The sequence below is a fragment of the Cupriavidus sp. WGlv3 genome, assembly GCF_023952475.1.
GTDB classification, from domain to species: domain Bacteria; phylum Pseudomonadota; class Gammaproteobacteria; order Burkholderiales; family Burkholderiaceae; genus Cupriavidus; species Cupriavidus phytorum.
Window position 1 is genome coordinate 1 of sequence record NZ_JALHRX010000023.1, and the last position, 16,823, is coordinate 16,823.

The window sequence follows — 16,823 nt, forward strand, 5'->3', positions numbered from 1 at the left end:
GGGCGTGGCGGTTTTTCAATTTTCTGGCCTCAGGAGCCTGACCCCACCTGCTGGATCACGCCGTTGGGCGCCACCAGGTAATACTCGGCGCCGATCCCGACCCAGCGCGTACCCTTGCGCGGCGCGGGCAGGTTGTACTGCTTGTAGTCATCGATCACATACTGGCGGTCCCGGAACTCGGTGGGCAGCCGGTCGCCCTTCTTCCACTGCTGCACCTGCATATAGGGCGAGCTCTGCGCCATCGGCGCGGACGCGGCCATGGGTTCGGTCATCGGCCTGGACCTGGCACCGCCCTGCGCCATCGCGAACGGCGCCGCCAGCACGCTTGCCGCCAGCAACAACACTGGCATCGCTTTCTTGGTCTTCATCGTGATCTCCTTGCGTACGGGAAAACCGAACTGCCGGAGGATCCGACAGCATCTACCAGATTAGTCACAAATGCCGCCAAGCGGGCACCCGGCGGCTGCGGCGCAATGGGCAAGCGCGGGCGCGCGTGTTCACAATTGTTTGCCGGTCAGGCCCCCATTCGGGGGGGCGCCTCCGGCGCCACCCGTGTCTAGAATGCTCGCACAGAAACAATTTGTTACCAGCAGTCGCCGCCCAGTTTATTGCCGCGGGCCGCACTGCAGGCCCCGCCGACGGCGCGACACCGCGCCCGCGCGGGCGCATGCCGCTTCCATGTTCCCTGGCTTGCGCGCTTGGACGCGCCTCGCACCGCGGGCTTCATACCCTGCCAGAGAACACCAAGACAGGGGACTCTCCGTGTTGCACGATGCCGGTCTATTCCTGGCACTGGTCAATCCCGCCATTGCCTTGCTGCTTGCCCTTTGCTTCCTGTTTGCGTGGCACCACGAACGCACGCGGCCCCACCTGCTGCAGATGGGCGCCTGCTATCTGCTGGCCGCCGCGGCCATTGGCCTGCAGGTCCTGTGGCCGCCGCGCGCTGGCGGCGGGACCGCCACCGTCACCGGCGCGCTCTACCTGGGCAGCGCCGTGCAGCTGCTGCGCGGCATGCTGGCCCGCATCGGCGCGCGCCCCGACCGCTGCGCGGCGGTGGCGCTGCCGCTCGCGCTGTTCGGCATGGTGGCGTGGTTCGACCTGGTGTACGCCAGCCTGGTCGCGCGCATCTACGTCCTGAATGTCGGCGTGGCGCTGATCCTGCTGCCGGGGGTCGCGCCGCTGGCCCGGCTGCGCACCGGCCGCACCGTCGACCGGGTGCTGTTCTGGATGTACCTGGTGTTCGCGCTCCAGTTCCTTCCGCGCACGCTGCTGGCGCTGGCGCCGGCCGGCGTGCACGATGGCGCCGTGCCGCCGGCCACCGCCTACTGGCTATGGCTGCAAGCCACGCTGGCCTTGCTGCTGCTGGCGCTCGGGCTGGCCCTGCTGGCGGCGACCGCGCAGGACGTGATCGACGACCTGCGCCATGAACGCGATACCGATCCGCTGACCCAGCTGCACACGCGCCGCAGCCTCGAGACATTAGCGGCGCGCCAGATCCCGCCGCGCCCGGGCGAGGCGCTGAGCGTGCTGCTGTGCGACCTGGACTTCTTCAAGTTCATCAACGACAACTACGGCCACGGCGCCGGCGATGCGGTGCTGGCGCAAGTCGGCCGCGTCATCGCCGCGGGCATCCGCCGCCGCGATATCGCCGCGCGCCTGGGCGGCGAGGAATTCGTCGTGCTGTTGCCCGACACCCCGCATGAAGCGGCGCTGCAACTGGCCGAGCGGCTGCGCGAGACGCTGGAGCAGACCAGCATCGAGGCCCTGCCAGGCATGCGCAACGTGACCGCCAGCTTTGGCGTGGCCACGCTGCGGCCCGGCGAAGACCTGGAAGCGCTGCTGATGCGCGCCGACAACGTGCTGTACGCGGCCAAGAACAACGGACGCAACTGCGTCGAGTGGGAGCGGGAGGCCGGTTTGCCGGCGCTGGTGTGAATCGCAGATGTGAATCGGGGATGCCAAAAAGAACGCCCCGCTCGGTGGCGGGGCGATCTCTACAGGTATTGACTGCGTGGGATCAGAACGGAATATCGTCGTCCATGTCCTCGAAGCCATTCGAGGCCGGCTGCTGCGGACGGCGTGCCGCACCACCCTGCTGGCCGCCGCCCCCCTGGGCACCACGGCCGCCGCTGTAGCCGCCGCCCGACGCTTCGCGGCTATAACCGCCGCCACCGCCGCCACCACCGTAGCCGCCTTCATCGCCGCCACCGCCACCACCGCCCTGGCGCGAACCCAGCATCTGCATCTGGTCGGCAACGATCTCGGTGGAGTACTTGTCCTGGCCGGACTGGTCCTGCCACTTGCGGGTGCGGATGCGGCCTTCGATATAGACCGACGAGCCCTTGCGCAGGTACTGGGCGGCGATCTCGGCCAGCTTGCCGAACATCGCCACGCGGTGCCATTCGGTGGCTTCCTTCATCTCGCCCGACTGCTTGTCCTTGTAGCGGTCGGTGGTGGCCAGGCGCAGGTTGGTGACGGCGTCGCCGCTGGGCATGTAGCGCGTTTCGGGGTCTGCGCCGAGGTTGCCGACGAGAATGACTTTGTTGACCGATGCCATGTAAATGTTCTCCAAAAGCCACGCGCGGTGTTGAAAAGCGTGGCAATACGATGACGGTGAAAGCGGGTTGTAGTTTGACGCGATCGTGCCACGACGTAAACGAACATCGCGCCCCCGCCAGAATGCCGGGTGGCGCGATGATGCTAGGCCTCTTTCCGGCCCAAATGCTTTACGAAATGATGCGAAACCAGGCGCCGGCTCAGGCCGCGGTCGCCGGTGCGGCTTCCTGCCCGCGCGCCGGCGGCGCCTTCATGCTCCAGGCGATTATAAGCCACAGCAACAGCACCGCCGCGCAGCCGACGAACACGGCACTGCGGCCCTCGTGCTTGAGCAGCCAGCCGCCGGCGGCACCGCCCAGGAACAGCCCCAGCGCCTGGGTGGTGTTGTAGACGCCGAGCGCCGCGCCGCGCGCGGCCGCGGCGTAGCGCGACACCAGCGACGGCTGCATTGCCTCCAGCACGTTAAAGGCGACGAAGAACAGCAGCAAGACCCCGACGATCGCCCACAGCCCGTGGACGGCGGCAAACAGCAGCTGCACCGCGGTCATCAGCGCGACCGCGCCCAGCAGCACCGGGCGCACGCGGCCATAGCGCTCGGCCGCCATCATCGGGCCCAGCATCAGCACGAACGACACCAGCACCACCGGCAGGTAGACCTTCCAGTGCTGGTCCAGCGGCATGCCGGCATCGGCCAGCATCGCCGGCACCACCATGAACATCGCCACCTGCGACGCGTGCAGCGCCAGCACGCCGACGTTGAGCCGCGCCAGGTCGCCGTTGAGCAGCACCTTGCGGAACGGCAGCCGCACCGGGTGCGGCGGCGGCGGGGTCGGCACCAGGAACACGGTCACAACGATGGCGACCAGGCCCAGCACCGACATCAGGCCGAAGATGCCGGACATGCCGATGCTGTGCAGCAGCGGCGAGGCAATCACCAGCGACAGCGCAAAGGTCAGCCCGATGCTGCCGCCCACCATCGCCATGGCCTTGGTGCGATGGCGCTCGCGGGTCAGGTCGGCGATGCAGGCGGTGATGGCGGCGGAGATCGCGCCCATGCCCTGCAGCGCGCGCCCGGCGATGATGCCGGACAGCGTGTCGGAGAACGCCGCCACCAGGCCGCCGGCGATAAACAGCAGCAGGCCACCTACCATCACCGGCTTGCGCCCGACGCGGTCGGACAGCCAGCCCAGCGGGATGTGCAGGAACGCCTGCATCAGGCCGTAGATGCCCATGGCGAGGCCGACGCGCTGGGCGTCCTGCCCGTCAGGCAGGGCCCGCGCGTATTCGGCAAAGACCGGCAGTATCAGGAACAGGCCCAGCATGCGCAGCGCAAAGATGCTGGCCAGCGACACCGCGGCGCGCACTTCGGCGCGCGTCATGCGTTCGCGCGCGGGGGCCTGGGATGCGTCGGCGGCACCCGTTTCCGGGGAAGTTTCCGGGGAAGAAGAAGGGATCGACGGCATTGCGATCGTGGGATCGTGTGGATTCGGGGTCGGGCTGATTGCCGTTGGGCGGCAATGGTCGGGTCCGCTGGTGGCCGGACAACCCCGGAAACCGAAGTTGGGTATATTAACAGGTTTGCTCCTTCGCGCTTCCCGGGTCACCTGGCCATGCCGGCTGCCCCCGAGAGGTGCGCCCGGGCGCGCATTCCGGCCGGGGCGGCCCGCCTGGCGACGACTTTTCGGCATATGGAAGAAATCAAGATCCGTGGGGCGCGTACCCACAACCTGAAGAACATCAATCTCGACCTGCCGCGCAACCGGCTGATCGTGATCACCGGTCTGTCCGGATCGGGCAAGTCCTCGCTGGCCTTCGACACGCTCTATGCCGAGGGCCAGCGCCGCTACGTGGAATCGCTGTCCGCCTACGCGCGCCAGTTCCTGCAGCTGATGGAGAAGCCCGATGTCGACCTGATCGAGGGGCTGTCGCCGGCGATTTCGATCGAGCAGAAGGCCACCAGCCACAACCCGCGCTCGACGGTGGGCACCGTCACCGAGATCCACGACTACCTGCGCCTGCTGTACGCGCGCGCCGGCACCCCCTACTGCCCCGACCACAACCTGCCGCTGCAGGCGCAGAGCGTGTCGCAGATGGTCGACGCGGCGCTGGCGCTGCCGGAAGACACCAAGCTGATGATCCTGGCGCCGGTGGTGGTCGACCGCAAGGGCGAGCACTCGGACCTGTTCGACAGCATGCAGGCGCAGGGCTTCGTGCGCTTTCGCATTCGCTCGGGCGGCGGCACCGCGCACGAAGCGCAGGCCCGGGTCTATGAGGTCGACGCGCTGCCCAAGCTGAAGAAGACCGAGAAGCACAGCATCGACGTGGTGGTCGACCGCGTCAAGGTCCGCGCCGACATCAAGCAGCGCCTGGCCGAATCGTTCGAGACCGCGCTGCGACTGGCCGACGGCCGCGCACTGGCGCTGGAGATGGACAGCGGCAAGGAGCATACCTTCAGCTCGCGCTTTGCCTGCCCGATCTGCTCGTATTCGCTGCAGGAACTGGAGCCGCGGCTGTTCTCGTTCAACAACCCGATGGGCGCGTGCCCGAGCTGCGACGGTCTCGGGCAGATCACGTTCTTCGACCCCAAGCGGGTGGTGGCCTTCCCCAATCTGTCGCTGGCCTCTGGCGCGATCAAGGGCTGGGACCGGCGCAACCAGTTCTACTTCCAGATGCTGCAAAGCCTGGCGGCGTACTACGACTTCGACACCGACACCGCGTTCGAGGAGCTGCCGGAAAATGTGCAGCAAGTGGTGCTGCACGGCTCGGGCGAGCAGGAAATCCCGTTCACCTATATCAACGAACGCGGCCGCACCACGGTGCGCGAGCATGTGTTCGAGGGGATCATCCCCAACCTGGAGCGTCGCTACCGCGAGACCGATTCCGTCGCCGTGCGCGAGGAACTGGCCAAGTACCAGAACAACCAGCCCTGCCCGGCCTGCCACGGCACCCGGCTGCGTACCGAGGCGCGCCACGTCAAGCTCGGCGATGGCGAGCAGGCGCGCGCGATCTTCGAGATCAACGGCTGGCCGCTGCGCGATGCGCTGACCTACTTCCTGACGCTGGACATGCACGGCGCCAAGCGCGAGATCGCCGACAAGATCGTCAAGGAGATCACCGCGCGGCTGAACTTCCTCAACAACGTCGGGCTGGACTATCTGTCGCTGGAGCGCAGCGCCGATACGCTGTCGGGCGGCGAGGCCCAGCGCATCCGGCTGGCATCGCAGATCGGCTCGGGCCTGACCGGCGTGATGTACGTGCTGGACGAGCCCTCGATCGGCCTGCACCAGCGCGACAACGATCGCCTGATCGGCACGCTCAAGCACCTGCGCGACATCGGCAACTCGGTGCTGGTGGTCGAGCATGACGAGGACATGATCCGCGCCTGCGACTACGTGGTCGATATCGGCCCCGGCGCCGGCGTGCACGGCGGCATGATCGTGGCCGAGGGCACGCCGCGGCAGATCGAGGCGTCGCCGGCTTCGCTGACCGGGCAATACCTGTCCGGCCAGCGCCGCATCGAAGTGCCGAAGCAGCGTGCCGAGCCGGATGAAGAGCGGCTGCTGCGCATCGTCAACGCCAGCGGCAACAATCTGCGCAACGTCACCGCCGAAGTGCCGGTGGGCCTGCTGACCTGCATCACCGGCGTGTCCGGCTCGGGCAAGTCGACGCTGATCAACGACACGCTCTACCACGCGGTGGCGCGCCACCTGTACGGCTCGACGCCGGAGCCGGCGGCGCACGACCGCATCGAGGGGCTGGAGCACTTCGACAAGGTCATCAACGTCGACCAGAGCCCGATCGGCCGCACCCCGCGCTCCAACCCGGCCACCTACACCGGCCTGTTCACGCCGATCCGCGAACTGTTCGCCGGCGTGCCGTCGGCCAAGGAACGCGGCTACGACCCGGGCCGCTTCTCGTTCAACGTCAAGGGCGGGCGCTGCGAATCATGCCAGGGCGACGGCGTGCTCAAGGTCGAGATGCACTTCCTGCCCGATGTGTACGTGCCCTGCGACGTCTGCCACGGCAAGCGCTACAACCGCGAGACGCTGGAGGTGCTGTACAAGGGCAAGAACATCTCCGAGGTGCTCGACCTGACCGTCGAGCAGGCGCACGAATTCTTCAGCGCGGTGCCGGTGGTGCGGCGCAAGCTGCAGACGCTGCTCGACGTGGGCCTGGGCTACATTCGACTCGGACAGTCGGCAACCACACTGTCGGGCGGCGAGGCGCAGCGCGTGAAACTGTCGCTGGAGCTGTCCAAGCGCGATACCGGGCGCACGCTCTACATCCTGGACGAGCCCACCACGGGCCTGCATTTCCACGATATCGAACTGCTGCTCAAGGTCATCCACAAGCTGCGCGACCAGGGCAATACCGTCGTCATCATCGAGCACAACCTGGACGTCATCAAGACCGCCGACTGGCTGATCGACATGGGGCCCGAAGGCGGCGCCGGCGGCGGCCAGGTGATCGCGCGCGGCACGCCGGAGGCGGTGGCGAAGAGCAAGGCGAGTTTTACGGGGAAGTATCTGAAGCCGTTGTTGGCGCGGTAGGGTCTTCGGACTTTTCGGTGCGGCGCGGGGAAGAATCTTCAGAGTCGCTCGCACCAGCGGTTGAGTTAGTTGCCTTGCATCAAAATGCAGCGACATTGATGGCTTAGGCGCTCGACCCATCTCCTAACGTGAAGATATGGACGTGTCCCATCACGTCCATACTTTACTGGGTAACGAGGAGACGCAGATGCGAAGTCGAATTCTGAATGCGCTCAAGATTACCGCGCTCGGGGCTGCGGCAAGCATAAGCCCTGTCCTTGCGCAAAATGCGCCTGACAATGCGATACGCAATGCCGATGGAACTCGCACCATCCTGCGGTCGCAACAATTGCCCGACGCCAATGAGCGCCACGCGCGCTGGTGCCAGCTCCACGGCGGGGTGGACATCACCAATGACGGCGACGTGACCCTTGGTCCGAAGACGCTGGATGCAGTCGTCTGCCGGCGGCTCGATCCTTCAGTGCCGGGATTCTCCGGCGCCTATATCCCCAAGAGTCCCGACCAGAATGCTATCGCTCCCGACACCGAGATGGAGAAGGCGCCCTTCATCATTCCGCAGCCCCCGCGGATATCGCCTGAGCTGGACGGTCGGTTGGCTCCCAATTCATCGGCTCAATTCCGACCATCAGCGTCTACCCCAACAACGGCTATGTCACTAAGAGAGACACCCTCTTCTATCCCGCTTCCTATGCAATCTTTTATGATTTCACAGGCAGCCCCAAAGCACGCGTCGTATCGAGGATTCCATTATTGGGATGCCAATGGCGTTGGGAGGGCCTGATCCAATGGAATCCGCACCAGGTCGACGGCTTTACCGCCTGCATGGCACCATCGTTTCAAGCAGTGGTTGGAACCAATATCGAAGCGTGTGTGGGATTCATTTGCGCACGCGGTGAAGGGTCTTTTGTCGTTGAATAGTCTTGCCGTACTGCAGGCCAGCGCCAGGACCCTCCACAACCCACATTCAATCCAGCCCGCCAGCCGGCAACACCCGCGTGCGCCGCGCCGCGCCGCCCTGCGGCAACTCGATCACCACGCCGCCGCCGCTGTCGGCACCGTGCCCGGTCAGCGCGGTGATCACCACCTGGTGCGTGACCATCAGGTAGGGACCGCCGCGCGGGTCGAGACCGTCGATCAGCCGCGACAGTTGCGCGACCTGCGTCTGGCGGCGCTGCGCATCGGCGCCGAAGAATGAATTGAGCAGCGGCTGCACCTGCACCGGTCCCAAACCGATCAGCCGCGCCGTGTCCTGGCAGCGGCACCAGGCGCTGCTCCACACCTGCGTCGGCCGGAAGCCGGCCGCTTTCCAGCTCTCTCCCAGCCGCGCCGCCTGCTCGCGGCCGCGCGCGTCGAGATTGCGCTGGGTGGCGCAATCGGCCAGCCGGAAGCCGGGCGGGTCGCCAACGCCGGGCGCGCTGGCATGACGCAGCACCACCACGACATTGGCGCGCTGCAACTCCCTTACCTCAATCTCGCGCTGTGATGCCGGAGCGACCTGTGCGGCGGCAAGCGTCGGGACCATGGCAAGCACGGCAAGCCAGCTGCAAAAGGCAGGCATCGGCGGCTCCGGTGTTGGGCCAACCCTTTCGGTATAGCAGGCGCCGGCTTGCTTTCGCTACCTCGCGCCCTACCATGAGACGGACGGCGACACCCATCGCACAGGAGCCACGCCATGGAACTGACGGTCGTACCGGTCACCAAGCCGGAAGCCACCAACTTCATCTTCGGCCAGTCGCACTTCATCAAGACCGTGGAAGACCTGCACGAGGCGCTGGTTGGCACGGTCCCCGGCATCCGCTTCGGGCTGGCGTTCTGCGAGGCCTCGGGCAAGCGGCTGGTGCGCTGGTCGGGCACCGACGAGCACCTGATCGACATGGCTTGCGAGAACGCGCGCGCCATCGGCGCTGGGCACAGCTTTCTGATCTTCCTCGGCGACGGCTTCTTCCCGGTGAACGTGCTGGGCGCGGTGCGCGCCGTGCCGGAGGTGTGCCGGATCTACTGCGCCACCGCGAACCCGACGCAGGTGATCATCGCCCAGACCGATGCCGGACGCGGCGTGGTGGGGGTGATAGACGGCGCCTCGCCACTGGGAATCGAGACCGAGGCCGATGTGGCGGAGCGCAAGGCGTTGCTGCGCAAGTTCGGGTACAAGCTGTAGCCGTGCCGCTCAGGGCCGCGCCGCCTGCACGCGCGAGACCGGCGTCACATCGTCTTCCTTCATGCGGCTGCGGTTGAGCACGCCGGCCTGCTCCAGCACCGGATAGGCGGTGGCGCAGAACAGCGAGTTCAGCCGCTTCAGTTCGCTGATCACGTCCAGGTGCAGCGAGCTGGTCTCGATGCTCTCCGCGGTCTGCACCGCCACGCGCTGCAAATGGGTGCGTGCGTACTTGCGCTCCAGTTCGCGGAAGTTGGCCTTCTCCGCCATCAGCGCCTGCGCGCTCTTGAGATCGCCATTGAGAAACACCGACAGCCCCAGCCGCAGGTTGGCGACCAGGCGCGCGTGCATCTCGGCAATCTCCTGCATGCCGGCCTCGGAGAACATCAGGTTGTGGGCAATCTTCTTGTCCTTGGTATCGAGCAGGATGCGCTCGATGATATCGCCCGCGTGTTCGAGGTTGATGGTGAGCGAGATGATCTCGGTCCAGCGCTGGCCGTCGCGCTCGTCCAGAGCCTCCAGGCTGATGCGGGTCAGGTAAAGCTTGATCGCGGTGTAGAGGTCGTCGACCTCGTTATCGATGCGGCAGGTGGCGGTGGCCAGCTTGGCGTCGTTGGTGCGCAGCACGCGCAGCATGTTGTCGAGCATCTGCTCGATGCGGTCGCCGATGCGCAGCACTTCGCGCGCGGCGTTGGAAAGTGCCAGCGTGGGCGTCGACAGCGCGGCGGTATCGAGATGGCGCGGTGTGACCTGGCTGTCGCCGGTATTGCGTCCCGGCAGCACCTTTTCGCACAGGCGCGCCAGGGGCGCGGTGGCGCCGAGCAGCAGCACCGCCAGCGCGACGTTGAACAGCAGGTGGAAATTGACAATCAGCCGTTGCGGCTCATGATCGACCAGCGCCAGCAGTTCCTCGGCCTGGCCCAGCAGCGGCAGCGCGATCAGGCAGCCCAGCAGGCGCGACAGCAGATTGCCCAGCGTCACGCGCTTGCCCGGCTGGTTGTTGCCCGAGGTGGTCAGCAGCGCCGACACGCCCGAGCCCAGGTTGGCGCCCAGCACCAGCGCCAGCGCCACGTGGATCGACACCACCCCGGCCGAGGCCAGCGCGCCGCAGAACAGCACCACCGCCAGGCTGGAATAGCACAGGATGGTCAGGAACGCGCCGACCAGCATGTCGAGGCCCGCATCACCGGTCAGGGAGGCGAACAGCACCTTGACGCCGGCGGCCTGCACCACCGGCCGGGTCGCGATCGAGATCAGTTCCAGCGCCAGCGTGATCAGGCCCAGGCCGATCAGCACGCGGCCGACGTGGCCGGGCTTGCTGCCCTTCCAGGTCAGGTGGCAGATCACGCCGACGAAGATCAGCAGCGGCGACAGCCACGACAGGTCGAGCGAGAACACCTGCACCATCAGCGCGGTGCCGACGTTGGCGCCCAGCATGATCGCCAGCGCCGGCGCCACGGCGATCAGGCCCTGGCCGACGAAGGAACTGACGATGACCGCGGTGGCGTTGCTGCTCTGGACCAGCCCGGTGACGCCCAGGCCGGCAAGGAAGGCGGCGAAGCGGTTGGAGACGCTGGTCGACAGCACATGGCGCAAATTGGCGCCGTAGACGCGCAGGATGCCGACCTTGACGATGTTGGTGCCCCAGACGAGCAGGGCCACGCCCGATAACAGGTGAAGGAGAACGCCCATGGTGCGCCTTTGTGTGACCGGTGCCGAATACTGCCGGAGGCTCCGCCCGGTCATCGTGTCGTTGTCAAGGGCTCATTATGCGCCCGGCCCCCGGGCACCGGCAACGGCATGGGCCCGCGCTGCGGGGCGCGGGCAACATGGCAACACCGCCATCGGCTGCCGCCATGACGATGCGGCAGCGCAGCGCCGGCGGCGCTGCCAGGGTCCGGCTCAGGGCAGCGCGACCTTGATGCCGAGCCCGACGAAGATAGCCCCGGCAGCGCGGTCCAGCCAGCGCCCGGTGGCCGGCCGGCGGCGCAGCCAGGCGCCCAGCCAGCCCGCGCACAGCCCGAACAGCGAGAACACCACCGCGGTCTGCAGCATGAAGACCACGCCCAGCAGCAGGAACTGCAGGCCGGGATGCGCGGCATCGGCGCGCACGAACTGCGGCAGGAACACCAGGAAGAACAGCGTCACCTTGGGGTTCAGCATGTTGCCCAGCACGCTCTGGCGGAACACGCGCGCGAGCGGCACGGCATCGACCTCGCCACCTTGCGCCAGCCCGCCCTTCGCGCGCAGCGCCTGGATACCGATCCAGATCAGGTAGGCGGCGCCGGCGTACTTGATCAGCTGGAAGGCCAGCGGCGAAGAACGCAGCACCGCGGCCAGCCCTACCGCGGCGATCACGGTATGGAACAGGCAGCCGACCGAAAAGCCGAGCGCCGCCACCAGCCCGGCGCGGCGCCCCTGCGCCATGCCGCGCGCCAGCACCTGCAGGTTGTCCGGCCCCGGGGCCACGGTCACGGCGACGGAGGTCAGCAGGAACAGCAGCAGGTCAGGCATGAAGACTCCTTGCGTGGATCTTTACGCGGGCGCGCATCGCTCAGTGCCCCTCGAACTTGCACACGGTGAACAGCGGCAGCCCGGCACCGTGCAGCAGCTTCGATCCGCCCAGCTCGGGCAGGTCGACGATGGCGGCGCCTTCGACCACGGTCGCGCCCAGGCGCTCGAGCAGCTTGCGCCCCGCCATCATGGTGCCGCCGGTGGCGATCAGGTCGTCGACCAGCAGCACGCGGTCGCCGGCCTTGCAGGCGTCGGCGTGGATCTCGACCGTGGCGCTGCCGTATTCCAGTTCGTATTCCTCGGCCACGGTCTGGAACGGCAGCTTGCCCTTCTTGCGGATCGGCACGAAGCCGAGGTTCAGCTCGTAAGCGACGATCGCGCCCAGGATAAAGCCGCGCGCATCGATGCCCGCGACCAGGTCCAGCTGCGCGTCCATATAGCGGTGCACGAAGACGTCGATCAGCACACGCAGGGTCTTGGGATCCTGCAGCAGCGGCGTGATGTCGCGGAACATCACGCCAGGCTGGGGCCAGTCCGGCACGGTCCGGATGCGGTCGCGCAGGTAGCCGGTGACGTCGCCGAGGTCGGGGGACTGGATGAGGGAATCTGCCATAGGGATCGGGAAGATGGGCGCGCGGCGCGCCGGTCAGAAAGCGGTGGCGGCGACATGCGGACGGCGCGGCAAGCCGGCGTGGTAACCCGTGGTAACCCATTACCACCCGCGCCGCCGGGGCGCCCAGCACAATGGTCCTGCCGGCCGGACGGGCTGCCCGCGCCGGCTTGCCGCGTCCGGCACCCGCCGGACACCCGTAACCATACAGGAGACCACGATGGCAAAAAAGATTCTGATGCTGGTGGGCGACTACGCCGAGGACTACGAAACCATGGTGCCGTTCCAGGCGCTGCAGATGGTGGGCCACAACGTCGATGCCGTGTGTCCCGACAAGCGGGCGGGCGACGCGTGCGCCACCGCGATCCATGATTTCGAGGGCGACCAGACCTACAGCGAGAAGCGCGGCCACAACTTCACCCTCAATGCCACCTTTGCCGAGATCGACCTGGCCGGCTACGACGCGCTGGTCATCCCGGGCGGGCGCGCCCCCGAATACCTGCGCCTGAACGCGCGCGTGCTGGAGATCGTGCGGCACTTCGCCCAGGCCGGCAAGCCGATTGCCGCGGTGTGCCATGGCGCCCAGCTGCTGGCTGCCGCGGGCGTGCTGGAGGGCAAGACCTGCTCCGCCTACCCGGCCTGCGCGCCGGAAGTGAAGCTGGCCGGCGGCACCTATGCCGAGATCGCGGTCGACCAGGCCCACACCGACGGCAACCTCGTCACTGCCCCGGCCTGGCCGGCGCATCCGGCCTGGCTGGCGCAGTTTCTTGCGGTGCTGGGCACGCGGATCGTACATTAGTGCTTTCCGCACGCGGCGCCCCCACGCGTGATGCATGGCTTGCCGAGGCCGGCCATGCACAGCCTGCCGGCCGCGCCGCCCGCCAGGGAGCCCTTGATGTGTGAAATCTTTATCCGCGCCAATCCGGCGTCTTACCAGAGCCAGTCGCGCTCGCTGCGCCTGCACGGCGCGGCCACCAGCATCCGCCTGGAAAGCCTGTTCTGGGAAGTGCTGGAAGAACTGGCGCAGCGCGACGGCATGACCGTCAACCAGCTGATCACGCGCCTGCACGACGAACTGACCGAACACCGCGGCAGCGAGGCGGTGGCGGGCAACTTCTCGTCCTTCCTGCGGGTGTGCTGCCTGCGCTACCTGATGCTGCAGGGCGAGGGGCGCATCCCGGCCGATCGCGAGGTGCCGATCCGCTCGCTGGACCCGCGCGCGGTGCTCGACAACCTGCCGGAGTCCTGGGTCGAGCCGCGCCCGCACTAAGGCTTGCTGCGGCGCCAGATCCGGGTGCTCAGCCGTTCAGGATGCGCGTCTCGGCGGCCTCGAGCGCCTCGGGCGGGCCGCGCAGCACGACGATATCGCCGGGCTCCAGCACGGTTTCGGGCTGCGGATCGAAGGCGCGGATGCCGCGCCGGCGCACCGCGGTCACCTCGACCCCGATGCGCTCCAGCCCCAGCACGCCCAGGCGCCTGCCCACCGCGGTGGATTGCGGGCCGAGCGACACCGAATGCAGCCGCACCGAGTCGCGCTCGACCATGTCCTCTTCGTCGTCGCGCCCGTGGAAATAGCCGCGCAGCAGGCTGTAGCGCGCGTCGCGCGCCTGCTGCACGCCGCGCACCACCCGGCGCATCGGCACGCCCAGCAGCACCAGTGCGTGCGACGCCAGCATCAGGCTGCCTTCGATGATCTCGGGCACCACTTCGGTGGCGCCGGCCTTCTGCAGCGTGTCGAGCTCGGAATCGTCGACCGTGCGCACGATCACCGGCAGCGCCGGCGCCAGCTCCTGCACATGGTGCAGCACCTTCAGCGCCGACGGCGTGTTGGCATAGGTCACGATCACCGCGGCGGCGCGGTGCAGGCCCGCGGCGATCAGCGCCTCGCGCCGGCCCGCGTCGCCGTAGACCACGGTATCGCCAGCGGCCGCGGCCTCGCGCACGCGGTCGGGGTCCAGGTCGAGCGCCACGTAGTTGATGCCCTCGCGCTCCAGCATGTGCGCCAGGTTCTGCCCGCTGCGGCCGAAGCCGCAGATGATGGCGTGCTTCTCGGTCTGCAGGCTCTGCGCGGCGATGCGGGTCATGTTGAGCGACTGCATCAGCCATTCGTTGGCGGCAAAGCGCAGCACGATGGCGTCGCTGTACTGGATCAGGAACGGTGCCGCCAGCATCGACAGCAGCATCGACGCCAGGATCACCTGGATCAGCACCGGGTCGACCAGGTTCAGGCCGTCGATCTGGTTCAGCAGCACGAAGCCGAACTCGCCCGCCTGCGCCAGCCCCAGCCCGGTGCGGATGGCCACGCCCTGGCGCGAGCCGAACACGCGTGCCAGCGCCGCGATCAGCACCAGCTTGAACAGCACCGGCACCACCAGCAGCGCCAGCACCAGCCAGATATGGTCGAGCACCACGCGGATATTGAGCAGCATGCCGATGGTGACGAAGAACAGCCCCAGCAGCACGTCGCGGAACGGCTTGATGTCTTCCTCCACCTGGTGGCGGTAGGGCGTCTCGGAGATCAGCATGCCCGCCATGAAGGCGCCCAGCGCCATCGACAGGCCCAGCCGCTCGGTCAGCGCCGCCATGCCCAGCGTGACCAGCAGCAGGTTCAGCATGAACAGTTCCTGCGAGCGGCGCGCGGCAACCACATGGAACCAGCGGCTCATCAGGCGCTGCCCCAGGAAGAAGATCGCGCCCAGCGCCACCACGATCTTGAGCGTGGCCAGGCCGAGCGCCATCACCAGGTCGCCCGGATCGCGCGACAGCGCCGGGATCACGATCAGCAGCGGCACCACTGCCAGGTCCTGGAACAGCAGGATGCTGATGATGTTGCGCCCGTGCTCGCTCTCCAGCTCCATGCGCTCGGACAGCATCTTGGACACGATCGCGGTGGAAGACATGGCCAGGGCCCCGCCCAGCGCCACCGAGGCCTGCCACGACAACGGGAACAGCCAGTTGAAGGCCCAGCTGGCCGGCACCACCGCCAGCATCGACAGCACCACCTGCGAGCCGCCCAGGCCGAACACCAGCCGCTTCATCGCGCGCAGCTTGGCCAGGCTGAATTCCAGCCCGATCGAGAACATCAGGAAGACCACGCCGAATTCGGCCAGGTACTTGGTCTGCGCGGTGTCGCTGGCCAGCCCCAGCGCATGCGGCCCGATCAGGATGCCGACGGCGAGGTAGCCCAGCATCGGCGGCAGCTGCAGCATGCGGAACGCGACCACGCCGAACACGGCGGCGGCCAGTAGCACCAGGGTCAGTTCCAGCGGAGAATGCATCAGACGGTCAGGGTGACCGGCAAGGCGCGCGGCCGACCCGGCACGGGCACCCTGCCGGCGGAAATACGGCGAGCACGGGCGAGCGCGACGCGCGCCGTGGGTCGGCCAAGGTGCGGTCGCATTCGTTGGTATACTTCGTCGCCATGATAGCTAATTTCGATGCGGATCGAGCACTCAGGCTCGCCCGCGACACGCTCCAGACCGAAGCCGATGCGGTTTCCGCACTTTCCGGCCGCTTGAACGGCGACTTTGCCCATGCCGTGCAGCTGATCCTGCAATGCACCGGGCGCGTGGTCGTTTCCGGCATCGGCAAGTCGGGCCATATCGGCCGCAAGGTCGCGGCCACGCTGGCCTCGACCGGCACTCCCGCGTTCTTCGTGCACCCCGCCGAAGCCAGCCACGGCGACCTCGGCATGGTCACGCGCGACGACGTGCTGATCGCCTTCTCCAATTCCGGCGAGACCGGCGAGCTGCTGTCGATCATCCCGATCGTCAAGCGCATCGGCGCACGCCTGATCTCGGTCACCGGCAATCCGGACTCCAACCTCGCCAAGCTCGCCGACGTCCACCTGGACGCGGCGGTCGAGAAGGAAGCCTGCCCGCTGAACCTGGCCCCGACCGCCAGCACCACCGCCGCGCTGGCGCTGGGCGACGCGCTCGCGGTGGCGGTGCTCGATGCGCGCGGCTTCGGCGAGGAAGACTTTGCCCGCTCGCACCCCGGCGGCGCGCTCGGGCGCAAGCTGCTGACCCACGTGCGCGACGTGATGCGCACCGGCAACGCCGTGCCCGAGGTGCGCGAGAGCACGCCGCTGGCCCAGGCGCTGATGGAAATCACGCGCAAGGGCATGGCCATGACCGCGGTGGTGGATACCGACGGGCGCGCCATCGGCGTGTTCACCGACGGCGACCTGCGCCGCCTGCTGGAAACCCCGCGCGACTGGAAGACCGTGCCGATCGGCGAGGTCATGCACCGCAACCCGCACGTGGTCAACCAGGACCAGCTGGCGGTGGAAGCCGTGCAGGTGATGGAAGCCAACCGCATCAACCAGCTGCTGGTGGTGGACGACGACGGGCGCCTGACCGGCGCACTGCATATCCACGACCTGACCCGCGCCAAGGTCATCTGAGCCGGCGCGCCACCGACGGCACCAGCAGCACAA

General features: G+C 67.6%; 16 protein-coding genes. 7 read left to right on the plus strand and 9 right to left on the minus strand.

All coding sequences use genetic code 11. The features are described from left to right. Positions 1 to 29: 29 nt before the first annotated feature. Positions 30 to 368, minus strand: a complete 339-nt coding sequence (locus MKD38_RS26290; RefSeq protein WP_111518251.1) for an RcnB family protein — start codon at positions 366 to 368, stop codon at positions 30 to 32. A 394-nt stretch (positions 369 to 762) separates the two neighbouring features. Between MKD38_RS26290 and MKD38_RS26295 the strand changes: the two genes are divergently transcribed. Next, positions 763 to 1,935 (plus strand): GGDEF domain-containing protein, encoded by a 1,173-nt coding sequence (locus tag MKD38_RS26295; RefSeq protein ID WP_252681664.1) that lies wholly within the window; start codon positions 763 to 765, stop codon positions 1,933 to 1,935. Between the two features lie 82 nt (positions 1,936 to 2,017). On the opposite strand, the gene MKD38_RS26300 is transcribed toward MKD38_RS26295, so the two are convergent. Further along, positions 2,018 to 2,557, minus strand: coding sequence for a single-stranded DNA-binding protein (locus MKD38_RS26300; protein ID WP_252681666.1), 540 nt, complete (start codon positions 2,555 to 2,557; stop codon positions 2,018 to 2,020). Positions 2,558 to 2,756: 199 nt separating this feature from the next. Next, positions 2,757 to 4,019, minus strand: a complete 1,263-nt coding sequence (locus tag MKD38_RS26305; RefSeq protein ID WP_252681669.1) for an MFS transporter — start codon at positions 4,017 to 4,019, stop codon at positions 2,757 to 2,759. Positions 4,020 to 4,244: 225 nt separating this feature from the next. Between MKD38_RS26305 and uvrA the strand changes: the two genes are divergently transcribed. Together uvrA and MKD38_RS26315 are read left to right on the plus strand one after the other, a co-directional pair. Then, entirely contained in the window at positions 4,245 to 7,106 is a 2,862-nt protein-coding gene (gene uvrA, locus MKD38_RS26310) for an excinuclease ABC subunit UvrA (protein WP_252681672.1), read from the plus strand. A gap of 187 nt (positions 7,107 to 7,293) precedes the next feature. Continuing rightward, positions 7,294 to 7,887 carry a hypothetical protein gene (locus MKD38_RS26315; protein ID WP_252681675.1) on the plus strand — a complete coding sequence of 198 codons (594 nt, stop codon included), beginning with the start codon at positions 7,294 to 7,296 and terminating at the stop codon, positions 7,885 to 7,887. Positions 7,888 to 8,070: 183 nt separating this feature from the next. Here the strand turns inward: MKD38_RS26315 and MKD38_RS26320 are convergent, their stop codons facing one another. Next, on the minus strand, positions 8,071 to 8,664 hold the full coding sequence (locus MKD38_RS26320; protein ID WP_252681677.1) for a histidine phosphatase family protein: 594 nt from the start codon (positions 8,662 to 8,664) through the stop codon (positions 8,071 to 8,073). Between the two features lie 114 nt (positions 8,665 to 8,778). Between MKD38_RS26320 and MKD38_RS26325 the strand changes: the two genes are divergently transcribed. Then, positions 8,779 to 9,264, plus strand: a complete 486-nt coding sequence (locus MKD38_RS26325; protein ID WP_116355544.1) for an adenosine-specific kinase — start codon at positions 8,779 to 8,781, stop codon at positions 9,262 to 9,264. Positions 9,265 to 9,273: 9 nt separating this feature from the next. On the opposite strand, the gene MKD38_RS26330 is transcribed toward MKD38_RS26325, so the two are convergent. The 3 genes from MKD38_RS26330 to MKD38_RS26340 form a co-directional block, all read right to left on the minus strand. Continuing rightward, positions 9,274 to 10,953, minus strand: coding sequence for a Na/Pi cotransporter family protein (locus MKD38_RS26330; protein ID WP_252681679.1), 1,680 nt, complete (start codon positions 10,951 to 10,953; stop codon positions 9,274 to 9,276). A 210-nt stretch (positions 10,954 to 11,163) separates the two neighbouring features. Continuing rightward, positions 11,164 to 11,775, minus strand: a complete 612-nt coding sequence (locus tag MKD38_RS26335) for a LysE family translocator (protein ID WP_252681681.1) — start codon at positions 11,773 to 11,775, stop codon at positions 11,164 to 11,166. A 40-nt stretch (positions 11,776 to 11,815) separates the two neighbouring features. Further along, entirely contained in the window at positions 11,816 to 12,388 is a 573-nt protein-coding gene (locus tag MKD38_RS26340) for an adenine phosphoribosyltransferase (protein WP_252681683.1), read from the minus strand. A 217-nt stretch (positions 12,389 to 12,605) separates the two neighbouring features. Between MKD38_RS26340 and MKD38_RS26345 the strand changes: the two genes are divergently transcribed. Together MKD38_RS26345 and MKD38_RS26350 are read left to right on the plus strand one after the other, a co-directional pair. After that, positions 12,606 to 13,184, plus strand: coding sequence for a DJ-1/PfpI family protein (locus MKD38_RS26345; protein WP_252681685.1), 579 nt, complete (start codon positions 12,606 to 12,608; stop codon positions 13,182 to 13,184). A 96-nt stretch (positions 13,185 to 13,280) separates the two neighbouring features. Continuing rightward, positions 13,281 to 13,655: a ribbon-helix-helix domain-containing protein gene (locus MKD38_RS26350; RefSeq protein WP_252681687.1), complete on the plus strand. Its 375-nt coding sequence runs from the start codon at positions 13,281 to 13,283 to the stop codon at positions 13,653 to 13,655. 28 nt (positions 13,656 to 13,683) lie between these two features. Here MKD38_RS26350 and MKD38_RS26355 read toward each other — a convergent pair whose 3' ends face one another. Both MKD38_RS26355 and MKD38_RS26360 read right to left on the minus strand, forming a co-directional pair. Next, positions 13,684 to 15,663, minus strand: a complete 1,980-nt coding sequence (locus tag MKD38_RS26355; protein ID WP_111518223.1) for a monovalent cation:proton antiporter family protein — start codon at positions 15,661 to 15,663, stop codon at positions 13,684 to 13,686. Further along, positions 15,663 to 15,920, minus strand: coding sequence for a hypothetical protein (locus MKD38_RS26360; protein ID WP_252681794.1), 258 nt, complete (start codon positions 15,918 to 15,920; stop codon positions 15,663 to 15,665). Before MKD38_RS26360 ends, MKD38_RS26355 begins: the two co-directional genes overlap by 1 nt. Here MKD38_RS26360 and MKD38_RS26365 point away from each other — a divergent pair. Next, a complete protein-coding gene (locus MKD38_RS26365; protein WP_115706200.1) occupies positions 15,807 to 16,790 on the plus strand; it encodes a KpsF/GutQ family sugar-phosphate isomerase in 984 nt (327 codons plus the stop codon). The two genes, MKD38_RS26360 and MKD38_RS26365, sit on opposite strands and share 114 nt — an antisense overlap. Positions 16,791 to 16,823: the final 33 nt, after the last annotated feature.

Coding starts and splice junctions, on each gene's coding strand:
- MKD38_RS26355 (WP_111518223.1), bottom strand. CDS start 15,663: ATGCATTCTCCGCTGGAACTGACCCTGGTGCTACTGGCCGCCGCCGTG.
- MKD38_RS26290 (WP_111518251.1), bottom strand. CDS start 368: ATGAAGACCAAGAAAGCGATGCCAGTGTTGTTGCTGGCGGCAAGCGTG.
- MKD38_RS26340 (WP_252681683.1), bottom strand. CDS start 12,388: ATGGCAGATTCCCTCATCCAGTCCCCCGACCTCGGCGACGTCACCGGC.
- MKD38_RS26365 (WP_115706200.1), top strand. CDS start 15,807: ATGATAGCTAATTTCGATGCGGATCGAGCACTCAGGCTCGCCCGCGAC.
- MKD38_RS26330 (WP_252681679.1), bottom strand. CDS start 10,953: ATGGGCGTTCTCCTTCACCTGTTATCGGGCGTGGCCCTGCTCGTCTGG.
- MKD38_RS26320 (WP_252681677.1), bottom strand. CDS start 8,664: ATGCCTGCCTTTTGCAGCTGGCTTGCCGTGCTTGCCATGGTCCCGACG.
- MKD38_RS26350 (WP_252681687.1), top strand. CDS start 13,281: ATGTGTGAAATCTTTATCCGCGCCAATCCGGCGTCTTACCAGAGCCAG.
- MKD38_RS26360 (WP_252681794.1), bottom strand. CDS start 15,920: ATGGGCAAAGTCGCCGTTCAAGCGGCCGGAAAGTGCGGAAACCGCATC.
- MKD38_RS26315 (WP_252681675.1), top strand. CDS start 7,294: ATGCGAAGTCGAATTCTGAATGCGCTCAAGATTACCGCGCTCGGGGCT.
- uvrA (WP_252681672.1), top strand. CDS start 4,245: ATGGAAGAAATCAAGATCCGTGGGGCGCGTACCCACAACCTGAAGAAC.
- MKD38_RS26345 (WP_252681685.1), top strand. CDS start 12,606: ATGGCAAAAAAGATTCTGATGCTGGTGGGCGACTACGCCGAGGACTAC.
- MKD38_RS26325 (WP_116355544.1), top strand. CDS start 8,779: ATGGAACTGACGGTCGTACCGGTCACCAAGCCGGAAGCCACCAACTTC.
- MKD38_RS26305 (WP_252681669.1), bottom strand. CDS start 4,019: ATGCCGTCGATCCCTTCTTCTTCCCCGGAAACTTCCCCGGAAACGGGT.
- MKD38_RS26300 (WP_252681666.1), bottom strand. CDS start 2,557: ATGGCATCGGTCAACAAAGTCATTCTCGTCGGCAACCTCGGCGCAGAC.
- MKD38_RS26335 (WP_252681681.1), bottom strand. CDS start 11,775: ATGCCTGACCTGCTGCTGTTCCTGCTGACCTCCGTCGCCGTGACCGTG.